Annotated in this window: 21 protein-coding genes and 1 riboswitch; of the genes, 12 read left to right on the plus strand and 9 right to left on the minus strand. The window is 66.4% G+C overall.

Annotated elements, in window-relative coordinates; translation table 11 throughout:
• Positions 1-8 precede the first annotated feature (8 nt).
• The 3 genes from ruvB to HV793_RS20055 all read left to right on the plus strand — a co-directional run bounded on the left by ruvB (position 9) and on the right by HV793_RS20055 (position 3,168).
• Entirely contained in the window at positions 9-1,082 is a 1,074-nt protein-coding gene (gene ruvB, locus HV793_RS20045) for a Holliday junction branch migration DNA helicase RuvB (protein WP_054457342.1), read from the plus strand.
• Between the two features lie 109 nt (positions 1,083-1,191).
• Positions 1,192-2,157: a threo-3-hydroxy-L-aspartate ammonia-lyase gene (locus HV793_RS20050; RefSeq protein WP_054457340.1), complete on the plus strand. Its 966-nt coding sequence runs from the start codon at positions 1,192-1,194 to the stop codon at positions 2,155-2,157.
• 102 nt (positions 2,158-2,259) lie between these two features.
• Positions 2,260-3,168, plus strand: a complete 909-nt coding sequence (locus tag HV793_RS20055; protein WP_175181127.1) for a complex I NDUFA9 subunit family protein — start codon at positions 2,260-2,262, stop codon at positions 3,166-3,168.
• 7 nt (positions 3,169-3,175) lie between these two features.
• Here HV793_RS20055 and ruvA read toward each other — a convergent pair whose 3' ends face one another.
• From ruvA to HV793_RS20085, 6 genes are all read right to left on the minus strand, one after another.
• Entirely contained in the window at positions 3,176-3,748 is a 573-nt protein-coding gene (gene ruvA / locus HV793_RS20060) for a Holliday junction branch migration protein RuvA (RefSeq protein WP_013391723.1), read from the minus strand.
• Between the two features lie 125 nt (positions 3,749-3,873).
• A complete protein-coding gene (ruvC, locus tag HV793_RS20065) occupies positions 3,874-4,422 on the minus strand; it encodes a crossover junction endodeoxyribonuclease RuvC (protein WP_054457336.1) in 549 nt (182 codons plus the stop codon).
• Positions 4,422-6,011 (minus strand): bifunctional phosphoribosylaminoimidazolecarboxamide formyltransferase/IMP cyclohydrolase, encoded by a 1,590-nt coding sequence (gene purH, locus HV793_RS20070; RefSeq protein WP_054457334.1) that lies wholly within the window; start codon positions 6,009-6,011, stop codon positions 4,422-4,424. The genes ruvC and purH overlap by 1 nt, the downstream gene beginning before the upstream one ends.
• A gap of 101 nt (positions 6,012-6,112) precedes the next feature.
• Positions 6,113-6,352, minus strand: a complete 240-nt coding sequence (locus HV793_RS20075; RefSeq protein ID WP_006217670.1) for a helix-turn-helix domain-containing protein — start codon at positions 6,350-6,352, stop codon at positions 6,113-6,115.
• A gap of 36 nt (positions 6,353-6,388) precedes the next feature.
• Positions 6,389-7,414, minus strand: coding sequence for a tRNA dihydrouridine synthase DusB (gene dusB, locus HV793_RS20080; protein ID WP_054457331.1), 1,026 nt, complete (start codon positions 7,412-7,414; stop codon positions 6,389-6,391).
• 113 nt (positions 7,415-7,527) lie between these two features.
• Positions 7,528-8,697 (minus strand): UbiH/UbiF/VisC/COQ6 family ubiquinone biosynthesis hydroxylase, encoded by a 1,170-nt coding sequence (locus tag HV793_RS20085; RefSeq protein ID WP_175213835.1) that lies wholly within the window; start codon positions 8,695-8,697, stop codon positions 7,528-7,530.
• A gap of 79 nt (positions 8,698-8,776) precedes the next feature.
• Here HV793_RS20085 and HV793_RS20090 point away from each other — a divergent pair, with 79 nt between their 5' ends.
• Complete coding sequence (locus tag HV793_RS20090; protein ID WP_054457327.1) at positions 8,777-9,241, plus strand: TM2 domain-containing protein; 465 nt, start codon at positions 8,777-8,779, stop codon at positions 9,239-9,241.
• 23 nt (positions 9,242-9,264) lie between these two features.
• Here HV793_RS20090 and HV793_RS20095 read toward each other — a convergent pair whose 3' ends face one another.
• Positions 9,265-10,608, minus strand: a complete 1,344-nt coding sequence (locus tag HV793_RS20095) for an aminopeptidase P N-terminal domain-containing protein (RefSeq protein ID WP_175214057.1) — start codon at positions 10,606-10,608, stop codon at positions 9,265-9,267.
• A gap of 128 nt (positions 10,609-10,736) precedes the next feature.
• Positions 10,737-10,925: riboswitch (yybP-ykoY riboswitch) on the plus strand.
• A 52-nt stretch (positions 10,926-10,977) separates the two neighbouring features.
• Here HV793_RS20095 and HV793_RS20100 point away from each other — a divergent pair.
• The 5 genes from HV793_RS20100 to HV793_RS20120 all read left to right on the plus strand — a co-directional run bounded on the left by HV793_RS20100 (position 10,978) and on the right by HV793_RS20120 (position 18,116).
• Entirely contained in the window at positions 10,978-11,982 is a 1,005-nt protein-coding gene (locus HV793_RS20100) for a sodium:calcium antiporter (protein WP_119449695.1), read from the plus strand.
• 441 nt (positions 11,983-12,423) lie between these two features.
• Positions 12,424-12,777 (plus strand): hypothetical protein, encoded by a 354-nt coding sequence (locus HV793_RS20105; RefSeq protein WP_054449923.1) that lies wholly within the window; start codon positions 12,424-12,426, stop codon positions 12,775-12,777.
• Positions 12,778-13,198: 421 nt separating this feature from the next.
• Complete coding sequence (gene mgtA / locus HV793_RS20110; protein ID WP_119449694.1) at positions 13,199-15,997, plus strand: magnesium-translocating P-type ATPase; 2,799 nt, start codon at positions 13,199-13,201, stop codon at positions 15,995-15,997.
• Positions 15,998-16,049: 52 nt separating this feature from the next.
• On the plus strand, positions 16,050-17,153 hold the full coding sequence (locus HV793_RS20115; RefSeq protein WP_175213836.1) for a porin: 1,104 nt from the start codon (positions 16,050-16,052) through the stop codon (positions 17,151-17,153).
• Positions 17,154-17,240: 87 nt separating this feature from the next.
• Entirely contained in the window at positions 17,241-18,116 is an 876-nt protein-coding gene (locus HV793_RS20120) for a cytochrome c oxidase assembly protein (protein ID WP_156337297.1), read from the plus strand.
• A gap of 30 nt (positions 18,117-18,146) precedes the next feature.
• On the opposite strand, the gene HV793_RS20125 is transcribed toward HV793_RS20120, so the two are convergent.
• Entirely contained in the window at positions 18,147-18,995 is an 849-nt protein-coding gene (locus HV793_RS20125; RefSeq protein ID WP_125471652.1) for a MerR family transcriptional regulator, read from the minus strand.
• Between the two features lie 300 nt (positions 18,996-19,295).
• Here HV793_RS20125 and HV793_RS20130 point away from each other — a divergent pair, with 300 nt between their 5' ends.
• On the plus strand, positions 19,296-20,633 hold the full coding sequence (locus HV793_RS20130) for an NAD(P)/FAD-dependent oxidoreductase (protein WP_225591415.1): 1,338 nt from the start codon (positions 19,296-19,298) through the stop codon (positions 20,631-20,633).
• A gap of 85 nt (positions 20,634-20,718) precedes the next feature.
• Positions 20,719-22,164 carry an amino acid permease gene (locus HV793_RS20135; RefSeq protein WP_175213838.1) on the plus strand — a complete coding sequence of 482 codons (1,446 nt, stop codon included), beginning with the start codon at positions 20,719-20,721 and terminating at the stop codon, positions 22,162-22,164.
• Between the two features lie 28 nt (positions 22,165-22,192).
• On the opposite strand, the gene galU is transcribed toward HV793_RS20135, so the two are convergent.
• Positions 22,193-23,044 (minus strand): UTP--glucose-1-phosphate uridylyltransferase GalU, encoded by an 852-nt coding sequence (gene galU, locus HV793_RS20140; protein ID WP_119449691.1) that lies wholly within the window; start codon positions 23,042-23,044, stop codon positions 22,193-22,195.
• A gap of 57 nt (positions 23,045-23,101) precedes the next feature.
• On the opposite strand from galU, the gene HV793_RS20145 reads away from it, so the two are divergent.
• Positions 23,102-24,628 (plus strand): M48 family metalloprotease, encoded by a 1,527-nt coding sequence (locus tag HV793_RS20145; protein WP_054449936.1) that lies wholly within the window; start codon positions 23,102-23,104, stop codon positions 24,626-24,628.
• The last annotated feature ends 4 nt before the right edge of the window (positions 24,629-24,632 follow it).

Raw genomic sequence — 24,632 nt, forward strand, 5'->3', positions numbered from 1 at the left:
TCCGCACCATGGCCATCCAGTCCGATTCGCTTTCCTCCCGTCCCGACGCCCCCCGTATCGTGGCGCCGCAGCCGGTCTCGCCCAACGAGGAGTCGATCGAACGCGCCCTGCGGCCCAAGGCGCTGGACGAGTACGTCGGCCAGCAGCGCGCCCGGGAACAGCTGGAGATCTTCATCGCCGCAGCCAGGAAGCGCGGCGAGGCCCTGGATCACGTGCTGCTGTTCGGTCCCCCGGGCCTGGGCAAAACCACGCTGGCCCACATCATTGCGCATGAAATGGGGGTGCAGCTGCGCCAGACCTCCGGTCCGGTGCTGGAACGCCCGGGCGACCTGGCGGCGCTCTTGACCAACCTGGAAAAGAACGACGTCCTGTTCATCGACGAAATCCACCGCTTGTCGCCCGTGGTCGAGGAAATCCTCTATCCGGCGCTGGAGGACTTCCAGATCGACATCCTGATCGGCGAAGGCCCGGCCGCGCGCAGCGTGAAGCTGGACCTGCAGCCCTTCACCCTGGTCGGCGCCACCACCCGCGCCGGCATGCTGACCAACCCCCTGCGCGACCGCTTCGGCATCGTGTCGCGGCTGGAGTTCTACAACGCCGCCGATCTCGGCCACATCGTCACGCGCAGCGCCGGCCTCTTGAACGCCGGCATCACGCCGGACGGCGCGGCGGAAGTCGCGCGCCGCGCCCGCGGCACGCCCCGCATCGCCAACCGGCTGTTGCGCCGGGTGCGCGATTATGCCGAGGTCAAGGCGGGCGGCACCATCGATGCGGACGTCGCGGGCCGCGCGCTGGCCATGCTGGAGGTGGACCCGCAAGGCCTGGACCTGATGGACCGCAAGCTGCTCGAGGCCATCATCCATAAGTTCGACGGCGGTCCCGTCGGCGTGGACAGCCTGGCCGCCGCCATCGGCGAAGAGCGCGACACCATCGAGGACGTGATCGAGCCCTATCTGATCCAGCATGGCTACCTGCAGCGCACGCCGCGCGGCCGCACCGCCACGCTGACCACCTGGCGCCACCTGGGGCTGACCCCGCCCGCCGGCGCCACGGCGGGCTCCGGCGATCTTTTCGGGAAGTAGGCTGCGGGCAAACCGGACCGTGCCCGGGCGCCGGAGGGCGCCCGAAGCCGGCCGCGGGTTTATCATCCGGAGGTTTTGATTATTCTCCGCGATCAAAGGACCCAAGCCCATGCAGCCCGAATTGCCCACCTATGACGACGTCGTGCGCGCCAGCGAGCGCCTGGCCGGCAACGCGCACCGCACGCCCGTACTGACCTCGGCTACCGCCGATGCGATCAGCGGCGCGTCGGTCTTCTTCAAGTGCGAGAACTTCCAGCGCATGGGCGCTTTCAAGTTCCGCGGCGGCTACAACGCCATCGCCCGCCTGACCCCGGAACAGCGCGCCGCCGGCGTGGTCACGTTTTCGTCGGGCAACCACGCGCAGGCCATCGCACTGGCCTCCAAGCTGCAAGGGGTGCAGGCCACCATCATCATGCCGTTGGACGCCCCGGCCGCCAAGCGCGCCGCCACCGAGGGCTATGGCGGCAAGATCGTCACCTATGACCGCTACACCGAGGACCGCGAGGCGATCGCCCGCCGCATCCATGCGGAAACCGGCGCCACCCTGATCCCTCCCTACGATCACGAAGACGTGATCGCCGGCCAGGGCACCGCCGCCAAGGAACTGTTCGAGGAAGTGGGCGAGCTGGACTACCTGTTCGTCTGCCTGGGCGGCGGCGGCCTGCTGTCGGGATCGGCCCTTTCCGCCTACGCGCTGAGCCCGCGCTGCCTGGTCTACGGCGTCGAGCCCGAGGCTGGCAACGACGGCCAGCAGTCCTTGCGCAAAGGCGAAATCGTCCGCATCCCGGCGCCCAAGACCCTGGCCGATGGCGCCGCCACGACGCACCTGGGCAACCTGACCTTCCCGCTCATCCAGAAGCATGTGCGCGACATCGTCACGGTGACGGACGAACAGCTGGTCACCACCATGCGGTTCTTCGCCGAACGCATGAAGATGGTGGTGGAGCCCACCGGCTGCCTGGGCGCGGCCGCCGTCATGCAGAACGTGGTGCCGGTGCGCGGTGCGCGGGTCGGCGTCATCATCAGCGGCGGCAACGTCGACCTTCCGGCCTACGCCAAGCTGCTGGCGGGCTGACCCCCTTCTGGCGGCCCCCTTGCGGGCCGCCGCCGCGCGCTTGCGGTTGTCGCGTGTGCAAGGCAGAATCGGGACTGAATCCTGACGAACAGGGGCTGCGACATGCGTATCCTTGTCATCGGCGGCACCGGTTTCATAGGCCGTCATCTGGTAGCGCGGCTATCCGCGGATCAGCATCAGATCGTCGTGCCCACCCGGCTCCACAGCCGCGGGCGCGACCTGCAGATTCTTCCCACCGTGACCTTGCTCGAAGCCGACGTGCACGACGACGCCACGCTGGACGGCCTGGCGCAGGGCTGCGACGCGGTCATCAACCTGGTGGGCATTCTGCACGGCAACGCCGGCCGGCCTTATGGCTCGGAATTCGCGCGGGCCCACGTGCTGCTGCCGCAGCGCATCGCGCAAGCTTGTCGCCGGCAGGGCGTGCGCAGGCTCATCCACATCAGCGCGCTGGGCGCCGATTCCAACGGCGACAGCATGTACCAGCGCTCCAAGGGCGACGGCGAAGCCGCCATCAAGCAGGAATTCCAGGGAAATCAGGACGGCGGCTGGACCATCTTCCGGCCCTCGGTGGTCTTCGGTCCGGACGACAAGTTCACCAATATGTTCGCCGGGCTGGCGCGGTGGCTGCCGGTGCTGCCGCTGGCCGGCGCGCATGTGCGCATGCAGCCGGTCTACGTGGGCGACGTGGTCGCTGCCATCGTCTCGGCCCTGGGCAATACGCACACCTGCGGCAAGACCTATGAACTGGGCGGACCCCAGGTCTACAGCCTGGGCGAGATCGCGCGCCTGTGCGCCGCCTGGAGCGGCCATCCGCGGCCGGTGGTCAGCATGCCAATGGGCGTGGGCCGCATGCAGGCCCGGCTGTTCGAATGCATGCCGGGCACGCCTTTGATGTCGCGCGACAATCTGGATTCCTTGCGCCGCGACAACATCTGCAGCGGGCCGATCGCGCCCGAACTGCACGTGGTGCCGACGGGCCTGGAAGCCGTGGCGCCGCGCTACCTGTAAGCCGGTTTCAGCGCACCAGTGCTTTCAATGCCTGCTTGATGCCGTCGGACACGCCCACGCCTTCGGGCAGCGTCTTCAGCGCCGACAGCGATTCCTTTTCTGAATAGCCCAGCGCCAGCAGCGCGTTCAGGATGTCCGACTGGTTGTCCGGCGCTGCATGCGGCGAGGCGCCGATGTCCGCGCCCAGTTTGCCCCGCATTTCCAGCAGCAGGCGTTCGGCGGTCTTCTTGCCGATGCCGGGCACGCGCGTCAGGCGGCCCGATTCCTGCAGTGTAATGGCCTGCGCCAGGTCAGCCACCGACAACCCCGACAGCACCGACAGCGCGGTGCGCGCGCCGATGCCGCTGACCTTGATCAGTTCGCGGAAAGCGCTGCGTTCGCCTGCCGAAGCGAAGCCGTACAGGATGTGGGCGTCTTCGCGCACCGTCAGGTGCGTGTAGAGCGTGACGCGCGCGCCCGTGTCGGGCAGCGAGTACAGCGTGCTCATGGGCACGTCGATGTCATAGCCCAGACCGCCCACGTCCACGCAGATGGTGGGCGGGAGTTTCTCGATCAGGGTTCCGGTGATGCGTCCGATCATGGTGATGGTGGCCTGGCAATGGTGAGGCCGCTGAATGCGCGGCGGATGCGGGGATTCTATACGCGCGGGCGCGCATGCGGCGGGAACGGGTCCCGCTTCGCGGCAAATCGCGGCGTGCCAGGCGTTCAGCCGATCAGGCGGCCGTTGCGGATGCGGGTCTTGCCGCTCATGCGCAGCGAGGCGCCCAGGCGTTCGAGCTTGTCCTGCAGCGGGCCGGCATGGGCATGGCAGATGGCACAGGCCAGCGCGTCTGCCGAGTCGGGCGCGGGCGCGCCGTCCAGCGACAGCAGGTGCTGCACCATCATCTGCACCTGCTCCTTGGCGGCGCGGCCGGTGCCGACCACGGCTTTCTTGATCTGCAGCGCGGTGTACTCGTGCACGGGCAGCGAACTGTCGGCCAGCGCGCACAGCGCGGCGCCGCGCGCCTGGCCCAGCAGCAGGGTGGAAGCGGGGTTGGTGTTCAGGAAGATGATTTCCAGCGCGGCCACGTCGGGTTGCGTGTCGCGAGCCACCTGGCGCAGATTGTCCAGGATGACCTTGAGGCGTTCGGACAGCGCCAGCGCCGGCGGGACCACGATGGTCCCGCTGGCCACATAGCGCAGCCGCGGGCCGTCGGCATCGATCACACCGAAGCCGGTGCGGCGCAGGCCGGGATCGATGCCGAGGACGCGCATCAGTGGCGGAAGTGGCGGGTGCCGGTCAGCACCATGGCGATGCCGTGCTCGTCGGCTGCGGCAATCACTTCGTCGTCGCGCACGCTGCCGCCCGGCTGGATCACGCAGGTTGCGCCCGCGGCCACCACCACGTCCAGGCCGTCGCGGAACGGGAAGAAGGCGTCCGACGCCACGGCCGAGCCCTTCAGGGTCAGGCCGGCGTTTTCCGCCTTGATCGAGGCGATGCGGGCCGAGTCGATGCGGCTCATCTGGCCGGCGCCCACGCCCAGGGTCATGCCGCCGCCCACGAACACGATGGCGTTGGACTTGACGTACTTGGCGACCTTCCAGGCGAATGCCAGGTCGTTCATTTCGGCTTCGGTGGGCTGGCGCTTGCTGACCACCTTGAGCGCGTCGCGCGGCACGTTGTAGGCGTCCGGGCTCTGCACCAGCCAGCCGCCGCCCACGCGCTTGATGTCGAAGGCGTTCTGGCCCGTGCCCATCGGCACTTCCAGCACGCGCACGTTCTTCTTGGCGGCCAGGATGGCCAGCGCGGCGCCGTCATAGGCGGGAGCCAGCAGCACTTCCAGGAACTGCGCGCTCACGGCTTCGGCCGTGGCGGCGTCGACCGGGCGGTTGAAGGCGATGATGCCGCCGAAGGCCGAGGTCGGGTCGGTCTTGAAGGCTTGCTGGTAGGCGCCCAGCGTGTCGGCCGCGACGGCCACGCCGCAGGGGTTGGCGTGCTTGACGATGACGCAGGCGGGCGCTTCGAAGCTGCGTGCGCATTCCCAGGCGGCGTCCGCGTCCGCAATGTTGTTGTAGGACAGTTCCTTGCCCTGCAGCTGGCGGTAGTTGCCCAGCAGGCCAGCCGGACGCTGCGCGTCCACGTAGAAGGCGGCGGTCTGGTGCGGGTTCTCGCCATAACGCAGGGCCTGTTCCTGCTTGACCTGCAGGGTCAGGGTGCCGGGCCATTCGTTGCGGGCCGGCACGGCTTCCTGCTTGGGCTCGGCTTCGGCCAGGCTGGTCAGGTAGGCGGCGATGGCGCCGTCGTAGGCGGCGGTGTGGGCGTAGACCTTGGAGGCCAGCGCCAGGCGCAGGCCATAGGAGGTGTTGCCGCCCTTGTCCATTTCGGCCAGCACGCGCGAATAGTCGACGGGGTCGATCACCACCGTCACGCCGCCGGCTTCGGTGCCGTGGTTCTTGGCCGCCGCGCGCAGCATGGCCGGGCCGCCGATGTCGATGTTCTCGACGGCGTCGGCGAAGGTGCAGTCCGGCTTGGCAACGGTTTCGCGGAACGGGTACAGGTTGACCACCAGCATGTCGATGCGGTCGATGCCCGCCGCCTTGATGGTGTCCATGTGCTCGGCGCTGTCGCGGCGCGCCAGCAGGCCGCCGTGGATTTTCGGGTGCAGCGTCTTGACGCGGCCATCGAGAATTTCGGGCGAACCCGTGTGGGCCGCCACTTCGGTGACGGTCAGGCCGGAGTCGGCCAGCAGCTTGGCGGTGCCGCCGGTGGACAGCAGGCGCACGCCGCGCGCAGCCAGGGCGCGGGCAAATTCAACGATGCCGGTCTTGTCGGACACCGAAAGCAGGGCGGTTTCGATTTTCATGGTGAGGGACGGAGTGGGGCGGGAGCGCCTTTCTCGTTCAGGTCGGATGGGAAATCTGGGGGAGCGGGCGGCGCGATGCGCCTGCCGCCCGCGCGCGAAAGCTATACCTGGATATTGTGCGCCAGCAACTTCTTGCGCAGGGTGTTGCGGGTGATGCCCAGCATTTCGGATGCCCGCGACTGGTTGCCGCCCGACCTTTCCAACGCCACTTCAAGCACCGGGCGCTCCACGCAGCGCATCACCATGTCCCACATGTCGTGGGGTTCGGATTCGCCCAAGTCTTCGAAATAGCGCTCCAGGCTGGCGCGCACGCATTCTTCCAGGACATCTTTCTTGCTCATTTGAGTACAGATATTTTTATGTTGGTGTTGAGGCGGTTATGCCGCCAGCAGGGCTTCTGCGACCGGCGCCGGATGGGATCCGCCGTCGCGCGAGATGAGGTCGAACCAGTCCGACACGGCCCGCCACTGGTCGCGGGTGTTGTCGATCAGATTCATGCGGGCGCAGAACGAATCCGCCCCCGGCAGGCCGTCCAGATACCAGCCTATGTGCTTGCGCGCCGTGCGTACGCCGGTGTGCTCGCCGTAAAACCGGTAATGGTCGTCGAGATGTTCGAGCAGCAGCTCGCGCATTTCCCCATAGGAGGGAGGGGCCAGTGTTTCGCCCGTGCGCAGGTAGTGGTCGATTTCGCGGAAAATCCAGGGACGGCCTTGGGCCGCCCGGCCGATCATGACCGCGTCGGCGCCAGTGTAATCCAGGACGTGCCGGGCTTTTTCGGGCGTAGTGATATCTCCGTTGGCGACAACGGGGATTTTCAGCTCGGCCTTGACGGCGCGGATAGTGTCATATTCCGCCTCGCCCGTATAGAGGTCGGCGCGGGTGCGGCCATGCAGGGTCAGGGCGGCGATGCCGGCGTTTTCGGCCATTTTCGCCACCCGCAGGGCATTGCGGCTTTCGCGGTCCCAGCCCGTGCGGGTCTTCAGGGTCACCGGCACGTCCAGCGGCGCGCAGGCGGATACCACCGCGTCCAGGATGCGGGCGATCTGGTCTTCATGGCGCAAGAGCGCCGACCCGGAGGCCACGTTGCAGACCTTCTTGACCGGGCAGCCCATGTTGATGTCGATGATCCGGGCGCCCTTGCTGGCGTTGAACACCGCCGCCTCCGCCATCATGGCAGGGTCGGCGCCGGCGATCTGCACCGAAATGGGGGCGATCTCGCCGTCATGGTTCAGGCGGCGGGAGGTTTTGACGCTATCCCACAGCTTGGGGTTGCTCGCGGCCATTTCCGAGACGGCATAGCCCGCCCCCAGCTTCTTGCAAAGCTGGCGGAAAGGACGGTCCGTCACGCCCGCCATGGGCGCGACCAGCACGTTGTTGGGAAGGGTCCATTGACCTATGCGCATGCTCACATTTTAACCGGCTCGTTCGCGCCCTCTTTGTCACCTGGAGAACAATTCGTAACAAAGGAAGGCGAAAGCAGACAACCGCCCCATTATCGGGGGCGGATAGGAAGAGTTCAGGCGCGGAAACCTTGCAGCAGATGCTGCGCCAGCGGCGCGCGCAGCGGAGAGGCCAGATCCATCCCCAATAAGGCCAGACCACAGGCGTGCTCCACCGGCGCCAGGCCGGTCGAGAAGATGCGGGGCATCAGATCGGTCAGGCCGGCGGTGATGAAGCGGTCCACGTGGCGCGCTCCGGCGAATTCCGCCAGGGCGGAGCCGGGATTGACCTCCGGGTGAGCCAGCCAGCCGGCCAGCGTCTGGGCCAGGCGGGCTGCGTCGCGCAGGCCCAGGTTCAGGCCCTGGCCTGCGACCGGATGCAGGGTTTGCGCGGCATTGCCGATGGCCGCCAGGCGGCCGTGCACCTGGGCGCGGCGGGCGCTGAGCGCCAGCGGAAAGACATGCCGGGGCGCCTGGCTGGAAAGCCGTCCCAGGCGGTCGCCGAAGGCGACGGACAGCGCCCGCGAAAACGCGGCATTATCCAGCGCCGCCAGTTCGGCCGCGCGCTCGGGCGCGCTGCACCAGACCACCGAATAGGCGTCCGGGGTCTGCGGATGCGGCAGCAGCGCCAGCGGGCCCTCGGCGGTGAAGCGCTCCCAGGCCCAGCCGCGGCGGGGCAGGGTGGCGTGCGCCGTGGTCAGCACCGCGTGCTGGTCGTAGTCGCGGCGCACGTCGACCGCGCCCGCGCCGTCGGATTGCACCGCCACCCGGCACAGCAGCGTCGTGTCGCCTTGTTCGATGCGCACGCCGTCCGCGTCCTGCATGCCGATCCGGGCGGGCGGGCCCGGCAGCACGGTGACGCCGCAGGCGGCCACGCATTCGTCCAGCTTGGCATGCAGGCCGGAATAGGCGACCACGCTGCCCAGCTGCGGCACGCCGAAATCGGTGTTCTGGATCAGCGTCCGGCCCAGCCGGCCGCGTTGCGACACATGGATGTTGCGGATGTCGGCCGAGCGTTCGGGCCAGGCATGCAGCGACTCCAGCAGCACCCGGCTGCCGTGGTTCATGGCCAGCACGCGGGGATCCGTGGCGGGCGCCGCCGCCGACGGCGCGACCGGGGCGGGCGCGCTGGCGGCAAGCAGCGCGATGCGCGCGGGGTCGGGCGCCACGCGCGCCAGCATCAGGGCCAGCACGCGGCCCACCGGGCCCGCGCCTAGAATCGCTATGTCGAAGGCGGATGAAGTCATGCCCGGATTTTAACCGTCCACTACAATCCGCAGCAGCCGGCGCGTCTTGGCGCCGTGGTCCTCTTTCCGGTCGATCGACATGACGCAGCTACAGGCCTCATCCCCGTTGTCCGCAGCTTCCGCCCGCCGCCCGCGCGGCAAGGTCGCGGTCGGGCTGCTGGCCTGCCTGTTCGGGGCGGTGGGGGCGCATTGGTGGTATCTGGGGCGCCGCCACGCCTGGCTGGTGACCGCGTACACGCTGATCAGCCTGTTCTGTGCCGTCAGCTTCTACCCTGTCTGGTACGACAACCCCGCCTTCTTCCTGGTGTTCATACCCATGGTCGACGGGTTCATCGAGAGCGCGGTGTTCTCGTTGATGCCGGACGAGAAATTCGACCGCCTCTACAACGACGGATTGGGCCGGCCGACCCAGACCGGCTGGGGGCCGGTGCTGGTTGCGATCCTGGCCTGCCTGGTCGGCGCCATCGTGTCCATGTTCGCCATCGCCATGGTGGTGGTCTACACCTGGATCGCCATGGGCTGGCTCGACGGCTACGTCTTTTAGCGCGGCTCTGGCGCGCCGCCAGCCTACTCGCGCATCAGCGCTTCGATCTCGCCGGCCTGCACCGGCACGCCGCGGGTGATGAGTTCACAGCCTTCGTCCGTGACCAGCGCGTCGTCTTCGGTGCGGATGCCGATGTTCCAGTAGGCCTCGGGCACGTCGTCAGCGGGCCGCACGTAGATGCCGGGCTCGATCGTCAGCATCATTCCCGGTTCCAGCTTGCGCCAGGGGCGTTCGGCGCCGTGGGCCGGGCCGGGCTGGCGGTAGTCGCCCACGTCGTGCACGTCCAAGCCCAGCCAGTGGCCGGTGCGGTGCATGTAGAAGCGGCTGTAGTCGCCGGATTCCAGCACCCCGTCCAGCGAGCCTTTCAAGAGTTTCAGGTCCAGCATGCCCTGCGCCAGCACGCGCAGGGCGGCCTGATGGCCGTCGTTGAAGCTGCGGCCGGGCGCCGTGGCCTGGGCGGCGGCATCCTGCGCGGCCACCGTCAGGTCGTACAGCGCGCGCTGCGGACCGCTGTAGCGGCCGTTCACCGGGAATGTCCGGGTGATGTCGCTGGCGTAGCTGTCGACCTCGCAGCCTGCGTCGATCAGCACCAGGTCGCCGTCGCGCAACACGGCTTCGCCGGCCGGGTAGTGCAGCACGCAGGCATTGGCGCCGGTGGCCACGATGCTGTTGTAGGCCACCGATTGCGCGCCGTGGCGGCGGAACTCGTACAGCAGTTCGGCCTCGATCTCGTATTCCCGCATGCCGGCGCGGGCGACGCGCATGGCGCGCACGTGGGCGCCGGCGGAGATCTTGGCCGCGCGCCGCATGGCCGCGATTTCCGTGGCGTCCTTGATCAGCCGCATCTCGGCCAGCAGCGGCCGGATGTCCTGTTGGCGCGAGGGCGGCGCATGGCCGCCGCGGCCAGCCTCGCGCGCCGCGGCCAGCCAGCGGTGCAGGCGCCCGTCGCTGCGCTTGTCGCCCGCCAGTGGAGCGTACAAGGTGGCATGGTCCTGCAGCAGCGCAGGCATCAGTTCGTCCAGCGCATCGAGCGGATGGGCGTCGTCGAAGCCGAAATGCGCGGCAGCCGCCTCGGGGCCGAAGCGCTTGCCCTCCCATATTTCATGTTCGATGTGGCGGGGGCGGCAGAAGAGCAGGGCGCGGTCGGTCGCACCGGCGGTCAGCACCAGCCAGGCGCCGGGTTCGGTGAAGCCGGTCAGGTAGAAGAAGTCGCTGTCGTGCCGGTATGGATATTCCGCGTCGCGGTTGCGCGTGGCTTCCGGGGCGGTCGCCAGTATGGCGATGCCGCCGCCCTCCGCGCGCATCTGCGCCATCAGGCGTTGGCGCCGCGCGGCGTAAGGGGCGATGTCGTCGGGAGGCAGGCTCATGGCGGACTGGGGCGCGAACCCCGGCAGGGTGAGGATGCCGTTTACTTTACCTGCCATCCCCTGCTTGCGACAGCCCGCAAGGGGCGCACTGAATTCGCTGGACCGCGCAGGCCAAGCTGCTACAATCGCCGCTCTGTCATTGGGGAGTAGCCATCCTTTGTCCCCACAAAGGAGCTAGCGTCAACAGACTTGGTGGTTCAGCGCCGCGCAGCAGCCGCTAGAACTCCATGGCGCTAGTAGCGGTATCCATGCACGGCGGCACCCGCCGCATGGATCAGCCAGGCGAGACCTTTGGCCGCGTTGCGTTCACCCCAGCCGGGCGAGCCGCGACGTCGCGCCAATTGGTTTCTGCTCGTCCGGCTCGCCCATATGTTTCTCACCCTGTTCCTGTTTTTCCTGTCAGCGGCAGTGATCTACTTCGCCTGCGAGTTCTTCGTGAACGGCGTCGAATGGGTCGGCCATCGCTTCCAGCTTGGCGCCACCGCCACCGGCACCGTGCTGGCCGCGTTCGGTACGGCCTTGCCGGAAAGTGCCGTGACCTTCATGGCTGTCGTGTTTGGCGAGACCCCCGAGCAAAAAGACATAGGCGTCGGTGCCGCCATGGGCGGCCCGCTGGTGCTGGCGACGCTGGCGTATGCGGTGGTTGGCCTGGCTCTGTGGCGCTCGCGCCGCGGGCGGGCCACGCAGGCGGACTGTATCAACGCGGACCAGCGCAGGCTGGCCCGCGACCAGGCCTGGTTCATGGGCATCTTCATCTTCAAGGTGGGCCTGGGCCTGCTGGCCTTTGCCTGGAAGCCCTGGTTGGGCATCCTGTTCCTGGCCACCTACGGCCTTTACGTCAAGCGCGAGCTCAGCAACGACGAGGAGAGCCTGGACAGCGAGGACCTCGAACCGCTGAAGCTGCGCCCGCGCGACGAGGATCCGAGCATGTTCTGGGCAGTCACGCAGACGGTGCTGGCCCTGGTCGTGATCGCCGGGGCATCGCATGTGTTCGTGAACCAGATCGAGTTGCTGGGCGTGGCGATGGGCGCATCGCCTCATGTGGCCGCGCTGTTGCTGGCGCCGGTGGCGACCGAGCTGCCGGAAATCATGAACGCGCTGATCTGGGTGCGCCAGGGCAAGGAACGGCTGGCGCTGGCCAATATTTCGGGCGCCATGATGATTCAGGCGACCATCCCAAGCGCGCTGGGTATCTTCATGACGCCCTGGCTGCTGGACGGTCCCCTGCTCGCGGCAGGCCTGTTCACGATGCTGTCGATCGGCCTGCTGTGGCTCCGTTTCCGCCGCTCGGCCATGAGCGTGCCGGCGTTGTCGGCCGTGGGGGGCCTGTATGCCGTGTTCGCAGCCTATCTGGGCTGGCATTTCTACGTCTGACGGCGTTTAGTGCGCGGGGCTTGGGGCCCCGCGTTTTTTTCCGCATTCAGGCTCGATTTAGCGCCAAAAGCCTTGTCCATAAGTGGAAACCCGCGTAAAATCTTGCCCGTTATCCATCCCAGGAGCAGTCTTCGTGAATACCGATTCCGGCGAAAGTTGTCGATCTTGCATCGACGTCGCTGTTTAACAGGTCCACGCAGAACTCCGTCTGCCGCAGCCTGTTGAACAGGTTGCGGTTGTATCCCAAGCTCCAGGCGCAAGCCCGGGCAATCGCGCAAGCCAGCGGCTTGCCGGGAAACTCCCCAACATAAACCGCCAGAACCGCCGCTTCAGCCGCAGCGTCAGCGTTCGCGCACGTTTTTCTCGTGCCTGTCCGCCACGCGCAGCGCGCATGCGCGCGTATTCGCGATCACGCTCCCCATTCTTGCAATGGAGGTCGTTATGCGTTTCTTCGACTTGTTCCTACGCCGCGCCGGCGTGGACCGCGCCACCGCCCTGGGCCGCCGCCGCGGCACTTCGCGCCTGACGGTCATCTGTCCGCGCGACGAACTGGGCGCCTTGCGCAAGCAGATCTGCCTGGACTTCAGCGCCGCCGGCCTGGACGTCTCGCAAGTGCAGATCGACCAGGGCCGGGATCCTGGCATGGCATCCGCCTGCATCACCGTCAATTGCCCCCCGGAGCTGCGGGGCGAACTGATGTCGCAGGCGCGCCGCCTGAGCGCCAATCCCGCCGTGCGCCACGTGCATTTCGGCACCCAGACCACGACGCCGGCCGCGCAGGCCGCGCTGGCCTGAAGCCATCCTTTCTTCCACAGGAGAGATCATGCCCAGTGCCTTAGACCCCGAGCCTCGATTGCGCCCAGTGCGCGGCGCCGGCATGCCTGTCTGACCTGTCTCCTCGCTGCGAGCCGACAGGCAGGATAGTCATCCTGGCCCGTACGGAGTCCGCAGCCAAGAATCACCGGCCTGGCCCACGTCGCGTGCGCCTCTGCCGCCGGCGCCGATTCCTCCGCTAGCTCCCATCCGTTTTCCGCACCCGGCGCATTTCATGCGATCCGGATACCGGCAACATTGCCCCGGCGCCTGCGCACGCCTGTACGCGGCGGTTTGACGGCTTTCTGCGCGAAAGCCGCGGACCACTGCTGCCCGCGCGCAGCCAGCAGAGGGCAGGGTCGTCCGTGTCTCCAACAACTACACGTACAACCGGAGCACTCCGATGTTCAAGTTTCTCAAGTCCTTCTTTACGTCGGCGGCGGGCCTGCGCCATAGCGCCAGACACTTCCGCCGTTCGCCCATGCCGGAACGCGGCGTCGCGACCGCCGCGGCGTCTTCCGACACCGCGCGCCATGCCAACCGCCAGATGCTGGACCTGTCGCGCATGGGCTTCGGCGCCCTGTTCGCCCTGTTCGGCAGCAGCCGCGGCGGGCTGTCCGAGGCCCAGGCGCAGACCGCGCGCGAACGCTACGGCGCCAACGAGGTCGACCACGAAAAGCCGCTCTCCTGGTACACGCATCTGTGGCTGTCCTATCGGAATCCGTTCAACCTGCTTCTGACCGCGCTGGCGGCGCTGTCCTGGCTCACCGACGTGCGCATGGCCGTGCCTGACGACCAGTCCTGGACAGCGGTATTCATCATCGGCGCCATGGTGCTCATCTCCACCGTGCTGCGGTTTGCGCAGGAACAGCGCTCCAGCCGCGCCGCCGAGGCGCTCAAGGCCATGGTGCAGAACACCGCCACCGTGCTGCGCAGCGACCCGGCGACCCAGGCCGAGGGCGATGCCCGCCGCTATTTCGGCGTGGCGCTGCATGTCAGCGGCTCGCGCCAGATCGAGGTGCCGCTGGCGGAGCTGGTGCCGGGCGACGTGGTGCTGCTGTCCGCGGGCGACATGATTCCCGCCGACTGCCGCATCCTGAATGCCAAGGACCTGTTCATCGCGCAGGCCGCGCTGACGGGCGAATCGCTGCCTGTCGAAAAGTACGCCACGCAGCGCAGCGAGACCGCCAACGCGCTGGAACTTGAGAACATGGCGTTCATGGGTACCAACGTGGTCAGCGGCTCGGGCAGCGCCCTGGTGGTCGCCACGGGCTCGCGCAGCTACTTCGGCCAATTGGCCGGGCGCGTCACGCAGACCAGCCGTGCGCCGACCCAGTTCCAGCAGGGCATCAACCGCGTGAGTTGGGTGCTGATCCGTTTCATGCTGGTCATGGCGCCCATCGTCATGCTGATCAACGGCTTTACCAAGGGCGACTGGATGGAGGCGCTGCTGTTCGCGCTGGCCATCGCCGTGGGCCTGACGCCCGAAATGCTGCCCATGATCGTCACGGCCACCCTGGCCAAGGGCGCCGTGCGCATGTCGCGCCGCAAGGTCGTGGTCAAGCGGCTGGACGCGATCCAGAACCTGGGCGCGATGAACGTGCTGTGCACGGACAAGACCGGCACCCTGACCCAGGACCGCATCGTGCTGGAGCGCCACACCGACGTCTACGGCGCCAGCAGCGACGACGTGCTGGCCTACGCCTATCTCAACAGCTACTACCAGACCGGTTTGAAGAACCTGCTGGATGTGGCGGTGCTGCAGCACGCCGAAGTCGAGCGCAAGCTGGATCTGGCGGCAAAGTACCGCAAGGTCGACGAGATCCCCTTCGATTTTTCCCGGCGCCGCATGTCGGTCGTGGTCAACGAAACCGAGAATGGCCGCGAGCATCACGAATTGATCTGCAAGGGCGCGCTGGAGGAGATGCTGGCGGTCTGCACCCGCCTGCGCGTGGGCCACGAAGAGCATCTGCTGACCGATGCCCGCCGGGCCGACATCCGCCGGGTGACGGCGGACTTGAATCGCGACGGTCTGCGTGTCATCGCGGTGGGCGTCAAGGAAATGCCGCCCACCCAGCAAACCTACGGCGTGGCCGACGAGTCCGATCTGGTGCTGGTCGGATACATGGCCTTCCTGGATCCTCCCAAGGAATCCACCGCCCCCGCGCTCAAGGCGCTCAAGGATTCCGGCATCGAAGTGAAGGTGCTGACCGGCGATGTGGAGCTGGTGACGCAGAAGGTCTGCCGCGAGGTCGATTTCGAGGTGCGCAAGGTCTATCTGGGCGCCGATATCGAGGCAATGGACGAGGCGCAACTGGCCGCCGCCGTGCGCGAGGCCAATGTGTTCGCGCGGCTCACGCCGGCCCACAAGGAGCGCATTGTGCGCAGCCTCAGGGCCCAGGGAAACACCGTGGGCTTCATGGGCGACGGCATCAACGACGCGCCAGCCCTGCGGGCGGCCGACGTGGGCATCTCGGTGGATTCGGCGGTCGATATTTCCAAAGAGGCTGCGGACATCATCCTGCTGGAAAAGAGCCTGATGGTGCTGGAGGACGGCGTCATCGAAGGTCGCAAGACCTTCTGCAACATGCTCAAGTACCTGAAGATGACGGCCAGCTCGAACTTCGGCAATGTCTTCTCGGTCCTGGTCGCCAGCGCCTTTCTGCCGTTTCTGCCGATGCTGCCCATCCACCTGCTGGTGCAGAACTTGATGTACGACATTTCCCAGACCGCAATCCCGTTCGACAATGTCGACGAAGAATTGTTGAAGAAGCCGCAACAGTGGGACCCTGACGGCCTGGGTCGCTTCATGGTGTTTTTCGGTCCGATCAGTTCCCTGTTCGACATCGCCACCTATGCGCTCATGTGGTACGTTTTCCAGGCCAATACGCCGGAACACCAGACGCTATTCCAGTCGGGCTGGTTCGTCGAAGGATTGTTGTCGCAGACGCTCATCGTCCATATGATCCGCACACGCAAGATCCCGTTCCTGCAAAGCCGCGCCGCGTGGCCGCTGATGGGCATGACCCTGCTGGTGGTGACGATGGGGTTGCTGCTGCCGTTTTCGCCCTTGGCCGAGTACCTCCAGCTGCAGCCGCTGCCGTTGAGCTACTTCCCCTGGCTGGTCGGCATCCTGTTGGCTTATTGCACGCTGACGCAGTTCCTGAAGGGAATCTGGGTCCGCCGCTACGGCTGGCAATAAGTAGATGAGGCCCGCGGCGGGCGCAAGCCCGCCGCGCGATCAGGAGAAACACATGAGAATCGCTACTTTTGCCGCGCTGATGGCAGTGGGCCTGGCCCTTCCCTTGGCGGGGCGCTGCGCCGAGACCGGGCAGGGGCTGACGCTGTACGGGGTGGTGGACGCGGGGCTGGCCGTCACCTCGGTCTCGGGGCAGGGCAGCCACAGCGGGCTGCTCAACGGCGGATTGACCGATACCCTGTGGGGCATGACGGGGGCGGAAGACATGGGCGGGGGCTGGAGCGCCAGGTTCCAGCTGGAAAGCGGCTTCGATCCCTCGTCGGGCAAGCGGGCCGACGACGACCGCTACTTCAATTACGCCGCCTGGGTCGGCCTGGGGCATGACAGCTTCGGCGACCTGCGGTTGGGGCGCCAGCACACCATAGGCCAGGTCTACGGCAATTCCCTGGAAATCGCGTCCTGGAAGGAAATGGGCATGGGTGCCACCTTCAAGGCGTCCGACAACTACCAGCTCAGCAACCTGGTCAATTACTACACGCCGGTATGGCAGGGCTTCCAGGCAGGCATCGGCTATTCCTTCGACGCCGACGACCGCAGCCAGTTCAAAACGGCCAACAACAACCGCGCGCTCAGTCTCGGCCTGAAATATGAGGATGGACCCTTGCTGGCGGTCGCCACCTGGGACCAGCTGCGCCTGGCCGACGCGCCGCCGGGCAGCAACGGACGGCCGCAAGCGGTCCAGCTGGGCGCTTCCTATGACTTCGAGGTGCTGAAGCTGTCCCTGGCCTGGTCGCGCCAGCGCAACGGCGATGTCGGGCTGGACGGGGGCGATCCCGACGGACTGGGCATGGGCCTGGGACCGGCTGCCTTCGTGCGCGGCGGCACGGTCGATGCCTGGCTGGTCGGGGTCAGCGTGCCGGTCGGGCCTGGCGCCGTGCTGGTGCAATGGTCGCTGGCCCATCCGGACTGGCATTGGGACAACGGCATGACGGCGCGCAATGCGCAGGTGATGACGCTGGGCTATACCTACAGCCTGTCCCCGCGCACGACGCTCTATGCCTTCGCCGGCTATGCGTCGAACTACACGCTGGACGACCAGTTCGATCCTGCCCATTCCCACACCACGCGGGTAGGCACGGGCATTTCGCACCGTTTCTGAGCGCCGGGGCAGGGCGGGCCGGGGTCAACTACAATCGGCGGGTGCGGCGCATGGCGCCCGTCCTCGTACAGCCCCGACGTTTTCCGGATGGTTTGCATGGATAGTCTCGAATGGCTCATACCCTGGGAGTTCTCTCCCACGCTGGTGGCCTCCTTCCTGGTGGCCATCGTGCTGTTCGTGCGCGGCCAAAAGGTCCATCGCGTGACCGCCGCCCGCAGCATCCTGTTCTGGACCGGCATGGTGCTGCTGTACCTGTCCATGCATACCCGGCTGGACTACTACGCCGAGCGCATGTTCTTCATCCACCGCATCCAGCATCTGGTGTTGCACCATCTGGGGCCGCTGCTGGTGATGGCGGCATTCCCGGGGCAGGTGATGCGCGCGGGCCTGCCCATGCGCTGGCGCATCCGCCTGCGCGACTTCCTGCGCACCGGCGCCGGCCGTGCCACGGTGGCGGTGCTGACCCACAAGATCTTCGTGCCGACGCTGTTTGTTTTCCTGGTGCTGGTCTGGCTGATCCCGTCGGTGCAGTTCTATTCCATGCTGGACTGGCGCCTCTACCGCCTGATGAACTGGTCGGTGGTCATCAGCGGCTTCATGTACTGGAACCTGATCCTGGACCGCAGGCCCGCGCCGCCCGCGGCCATGACGCCGGGCGGCCGGGTCATTTCTCCCGTGCTGACGATGCTGCCGCAAATGGTGGCCGGCGCGGTCATTGCCTTCACTGAAAGCGACATCTATCCGCTGTTCGAACTATGCGGCCGCGCCATCGCCATGTCGGCCCAGACCGATCAGACCATAGGCGGCCTGACCATGTGGATTCCGGCCGCGCTGGTCGAGGTGATCGGCCTGATGGTGGCCCTGGGAACCCTGATGCGCCTGTCGGCCAAGGGGCGCTTGCGCAAGGCGGATCGCGATGCGCTGGCCCGTTCCAAGGCCCGTGCCCGCGCCGCTTCGGCCTGAAAACCGCGGCGGGTGGCATACGTCGTCAGCTTAGAAGCTCTTCGGCGTATTGACCCAGAACAGTTCCACGGTTTGCTCGCCGACGACTTTCCACGAATGAGGCCGTCCGCTCAGGAACGAAATGCTGTCTCCGGCGCGCAAGGTCACGGGCGCCGCCAGATCGACCGTAATGCTGAATTCGCCGGCGATGACGTGTATGCACTCCTCTCCATGGTGCGTATAGGCGCCTTCACTGCGGGCGCCCGGCGCCAGGACCCATTTCTGGCAGTCGAGCGAAGGCAGGCTCGTCGCGAGCTGCAGGATCTGGATGCCCGCGCCGAACGACGGGGCATGTCTTTCCTGGCCCTTGCGCACCACCTCGGCCGCGTTGCGTGACGGCTTGGGCGACACCTCCGACAGGGCCGTCAGCGACGTGCCATAACAGGTGGCAAGCAGCTTCAGGCTGGCGACGGTGGCCCCGCGGCCTGTCCGTTCAAAGGTGGAAATGAAGGACACGGGCAGGCTGGTTTCATCTGACGCTTCTTTCAGCGACAAGTCGGCGCTGCGGCGCGCGGTGCGAAAACGCAGTCCAAGCGCGGCGGCGTCAGCCATTTCACGGGCCTGGGATGCCGTGGCGCCTGAGGCGGTCGAGGGTGGCGCCGCGGACGCTGATCCGGCCTGCGACTCCTCCAGTACGCGACGGATCGCAGGCATGTTCAGGCCGTTGATCTGCCGCAGACGAACGATATGGGATACCCGAGCCAGATCTGCATCTGAATAGATGCGCTGTCCCGTTTCGGTGCGCGCCGGAACGAGGAGGCCGTGTTGCTCCCATAGCCGCAGCGTCGAAATGTTCGTGCCCGTGAGGCGCGCGACGTCGCCGATTCGATACTCAGACATGCGAGTGAAGTTCCTGTGCTGGTGCGGTGGATGGACCAGTGTGGCAGTTCGTACAGAATATATATAGATAAATTATATAAATCCGATCCTTCATGATAGGACCGGACATATCGGGGAAAGCCCCTATTTTTTGCAAAAATCAGCTTCGATAGGATCACAACCTACAGAAATTATGTAGATATATTCAATTCGAGGCGCGGCTGGATTAAAGCCGCTTTGCTCATGATCATTTCACGCCATACAAGCCAAGCCGAACCTTTCCTGCAACGCAGCTTCTGGATGCAGGAGGCGGAGCCCGCCATGCAGGCAAGTGCGCCCATGACCGGTAGCCAGGCCGCCGACATCGTGATTATCGGTGGAGGCTATGTAGGCCTGTGGACGGCGTTGAGCATCAAGGAGCTCAGTCCTTGGTCCAAGGTCGTGGTCCTGGAACGCGACGTTTGCGGCGGGGGCGCTTCAGGGCGCAACGGCGGCATGGTCATGTCCTGGTGGCCGAAAATCGCTTCGTTGCTTGCTTTCGCGGATGCCGACGAGGCGCTGTTCCTGGCCCAGGCCTCGGAACGCGCCATCGATGAAATCGAACAGTTCTGCGGCCGCCATCGCATCGATGCGCACATCCGCCGCGGGGGATGGCTCTGGACTGCCACTTCCGAGGCGCAACAGGAGTCATGGGACGGCACGCTCCAGGCCTGCGCCCGGGTCGGCGCGCGTCCCTTCGAGTACGTACTCCCGGAGGATGTTGCACGTCGAACCGGGTCTCGTATGCACAGGGCGGGCGTGTTCGAGCGCGGCAATGCCACGGTGCAGCCGGCACGGTTGGTGCGCGGTATGCGCAGGGTGGCCCTGGAGCGCGGCATCGTGATCCACGAGAACACGCCGGTGCTGGAGTTGAGCGACGGCTATCCGGCGGTGATCCGCAGCGCCTTGGGCACCATGCTGGCCAAAAGCGTCGTGCTGGCGACGAATGCATGGGCCGCGGCCATTCCTGAAATCTCAAGGCTGATCGTGCCCGTCAACAGTTCCATCGTCGTGACGCAGGCGATCCCCGAGCGCCTGGCTTCCCTGGGCTGGACCGGAGGCGAAGCCATCACCGATTCGCAGTTGATGGTCGGGTATTACCGGACCACAAGAGACGGGCGGATCGCGTACGGCAAGGGTACGGGGGCGCTTTCCCGGGGAGGCGTCATCGACGCCACCTTCAGCCGCCACGAAGAAAGCTGCCGGATGGCGGAACAGGATTTCCGCCGCGCCTACCCGATGCTTGCCGATGTGCGCGTCTCGCATGCGTGGTCGGGCCCGATTGATCGGACTTACGACAGCCTGCCCGTTTTCGGCACCTTGTCCGGTACGGGGCACATCCACTACGGAGTGGGTTGGAGCGGCAACGGCGTCGCTCCCAGCCTGTTGGGCGGCAGGATTCTGGCGAGCCTGGCCCTGGATCGCAACGATTCTTGGCGCCGCTGCGCCCTGGTTGGCCGCAAGCCCAAGCGGTTTCCGCCCGAACCCATCAAGTACTTCGGCGGTTCGCTGGTCCGCAACGCCGTACGCAGAAAGGAAGCGCGCGAAGCGCGGGATCTTGCGCCGCGCTGGCTGGACGCGCTCCTGGCCGGGTTCGCGCCCGCGGGACTTGAAGATTAGGGTCAGGCGCGCCTTGCATCAGGCCTGTGCGGAAAAAAACAAAACAAGCGCGTTCCATACCGGGGGCGCGGTCAAAGGAGAAAGCATGTCTAAGGGTGAGGGACTCAAGGGTGGGCTGCAATCGCGCCACATGACGATGATTTCCATTGCCGGGGTCATCGGCGCGGCCTTGTTTGTGGGGTCCGGCAAGCAGATCGCGCTGGCCGGACCCGCAGTGATCCTGGCTTATCTGGGCGGCGGGATCCTGGTGTTTCTAGTCATGCGCATGCTGGGCGAGATGGCCGTGGCCCAGCCCGATACCGGTTCCTTTTCGACTTACGCGGATCGCGCTATCGGGCGCTGGGCGGGTTTCACCATCGGTTGGCTGTATTGGTACTTCTGGGCGCTGCTGATGGGGTGGGAAGCCTATGTCGCGGGACAGATTCTGCATGGCTGGTTCCCCGTGGCGCCCAATTGGGTCTACGCGCTGCTCCTGACGCTTGGGTTGATAGGCGTCAACTTCATGAACGTCAGGAACTACGGGGAATTCGAGTTTTGGTTCGGCCTGATCAAAGTGGTGGCCATCGTCTTGTTCCTGGTGGTCGGAACGCTGGCGGTTGTGCACCTGTGGCCCTTTGGCGATGCCGGCGGCATGTCCAATCTCGCCGATCGGGGTTTCATGCCTAATGGGCCTGGCGCCGTGGTCACCGCATTGCTGGGCATCATGTTCGCAATGATGGGCGCGGAAGTCGTCACGGTGGCGGCGGGAGAGACCTCCGAGCCCGGTGGCCAAATCGTGAAAGCCATCCGATCGGTAGTCTGGCGGATCTGCCTGTTCTATGTAGGGTCCATCTTTCTGGTGGTTTGCCTGGTGCCCTACGACACGCCCGCCCTGGTCGACCCGACGCGTGGCAGCTACAACGTGGTGCTGGACGCGATGGGCATTCCCTACGCACAATTGATCGTCAACGCCATCGTGCTGACTTCGGTCTGCAGCTGCTTCAACTCGGCGCTTTACGTCTCGTCGCGCATGCTCTATTCATTGGCCCGTCGCGGCGACGCGCATCGCATCATGGCCGTTACTGGCGCTTCGTCCGGTGCGCCGTACGTGGGCGTGGTCATATCCAGCGTGTTCGCATTTGTTGCCGTCTACATGATGGCGACGTCCTCGATGGACCTGTACGACGTCCTCATGCAAACCACGGGCTGCGTGGCGCTGTTCGTCTACCTGACCATCGCATGCTGCCAACTGCGCATGCGGCAGCGCCTGCAGGCTCAGGGAGCCGAACTGAAGTTCAAGATGTGGTTGTTTCCCTGGCTGACCTGGGCGGTCATCCTGTTCATCTGCGCAGCCTTGCTGACGATGGTGCTGGAGGGTACGTACCGCCAGGAGGTGCTGTACACGTCCGCACTGGGCGCCGTGATCGTCCTGATGGGCGTGGCGGCACAGCGCTTTGGCATCGGCGGGCCGAAGGCCCATGAGCCCTCGGCGCGGAAGATTCTGGAACAAGGCTTCAACGGCCGGCGCGAGGCCGCGGCGCTCAAGCCTTGACGCGGCACGAATAGCCGCAGGCTTGCGGCTATTCCGGCAGCAGGCCGTGGTACTTCTTGCCCAGCGCCACGGTGGCCTGGAACATGCCGGCCTTGCTGCCACAGTCGTAGCGCACGCCTTCATAGCGGTGCGCATACACGGCGCGCTCGCGCATCAGCGAGGCGATGCCGTCGGTCAGCTGGATCTCGTTGCCGGCGCCCATCTTGGTCGAGCGCAGGTGGTCGAAGATCGCGGCTTCCAGCACGTAGCGGCCCACCACGGCGAGCGTCGACGGCGCGGCTTCGGGGTCGGGCTTTTCGACGATATGGGTGACGCGTTCCGTGCGGCCGTTGGCGCTGGCCTCTCCCTGGCGGGTGGCCACGATGCCGTACTTGCGGGTATCCGCGCGCGGCACGTCCTGTACGCCGAGCACACTGGCGTTCTGCGCCACGGCCACGTCGATCAGCTGCTTCAGCGCGGGCTGGTCGGAGTCGATCAGGTCATCGGCGAGCAGCACGGCAAACGGTTCGTCGCCCACGGCCGGTGCGGCCGACAGCACCGCGTGGCCCAGTCCCAGCGGGGCCGACTGGCGGATGTAGAGGCAATTCACATGCGCAGGTAGAATGCCCCGCACCATGGCCAAAAGCTCGTGCTTGCCCTTGCTTTCCAGGTCCGATTCGAGTTCCGGCGCGGAGTCGAAGTGGTCTTCGATGGCGCGCTTGTTGCGCCCCGTCACGAAGATGAGATCGGTGATCCCGGCGGCCACGGCTTCTTCCACGGCGTATTGGATCAGCGGCTTGTCGACCACGGGCAGCATTTCCTTGGGCATCGCCTTGGTGGCGGGCAGGAAGCGCGTACCCATGCCGGCGACGGGGAAAACGGCTTTACGGACAGGACGCATTGAGACCTCGTTGGGGCTATCGATGAAACATTTTAAGCGCATCGCTATCATAGGCTTATGAACCGCAGGAAAATGCCATCCATTTGCTCGATTGCGAAACGGGGTGCAATCGTCGGGCTGTCCGTGGCCCTGGCCGTCCCAGCCCTCCCCATCGCCGCCTGGGCGCAGCCCGTAGGCCTGCCCTCGATGGGTGCGGCCTCTGCCGCTGAACTGTCCCCTGCGCTGGAGCGCAGCCTGGGCGAGGCCATCATGGCCCAGGGGCGGCGCGACCCGACCTATGTGGACGATTCCGAACTCAGCCAGTACCTCACCACCATGGGGCGCAAACTGGCTGCCTTCGCGCCCGGCGCGGTGCCCGAGGTCGAGATGTTCGGCGTGCGCGACCCCGAAATCAACGCTTTCGCCATGCCCGGCGGCTTCATCGGCGTCAATACGGGACTGATCGTGGCTTCCGCCAGCGAGTCCGAACTGGCGGCGGTGCTGGCGCACGAAATCGGCCACGTCGTGCAGCGCCACATCGCCCGCGGCATGACCCAGCAGAACCAGAACAGCATGGTGATGCTGGCGAGCCTGGCGGGGGCGCTGCTGGCGGCCCTGGCCGGGGGCGGCGGCAACCTGGCGGTGGGCGTGGCGGCATTCGGCCAGGCCGCGGCCATCAACCGGCAGCTGGGTTTTTCACGCGATGCGGAACGCGAAGCCGACCGGGCCGGGCTGCAGATGCTGACCAAGGCGGGCTACGACGCCGAAGGCATGGCGCAGATGTTCGGGCGCCTGATGAATGCGTCGCGCCTGAATGAAGGCGCGGGCGGCGGCTCATGGGCCAGCACCCACCCGCTGTCCATCGAGCGTATGTCGGACGTGCAGAATCGGGTGCGCAACCAGTCTCCGGTGGCGCGCCACGTGGATAGCGACGATTTCTGGTACATACGCGCCAAGATGCGCGTGGTGCAGGGCCGCGACGCGGTCAGCCTGCGCACCGCCGGCCAGCAATTGCAGGACGAGGCCCAGGCCCTGTCGGGCGTGCGCAAGTCGGCCGCCTACTACGGCCTGGCGCTGCAGGCGTTCCAGCGCAACAACCTGGCCGAGGCCGAGCGCAACTGGAACCTGGCGTCGGCGGACGGTCGAAGCTCGGCCCAGCTGGCCAAGCTCAGTGTGGATATCGCCCTGGCCCGCAAGGAGTACCCCCGGGCGCTGGAGCTCGCCCAGGCTGGCACCAAGCGCTGGCCCGCCCACCGGGCCCTGGGCATCGCCTACGCCCAGGCGCTGCAAAGCGTCGGCCGCCACACGGACGCGCAGGAATACCTGCGGGCCAAGATCAAGCAATGGGGCAGCGACGAGCCCAGCCTCTACCAGATGCTGGCGCAGAGCGAAGACCGCAACGGCAAGCCCGTGGCCGCGCGCCGCGACCAGGCGCGCTTTTACGTCATGACGGGCGCATACGCCGCCGCGGAATCGCAGCTGCAGCAGGCGCGCAACATGTCCACCGACTTCTACGAGCAGTCTCAGATCGACGTGCAGATCAAGGAAGTGAAGGACAAGCTGGCCGAAGAGCGCCAGTTGCTGGAACGCTTCAAGTCGGGCTGAGCGC

This window comes from Achromobacter aegrifaciens, assembly GCF_902859965.1.
Classification (GTDB): Bacteria; Pseudomonadota; Gammaproteobacteria; order Burkholderiales; family Burkholderiaceae_B; genus Achromobacter; species Achromobacter aegrifaciens.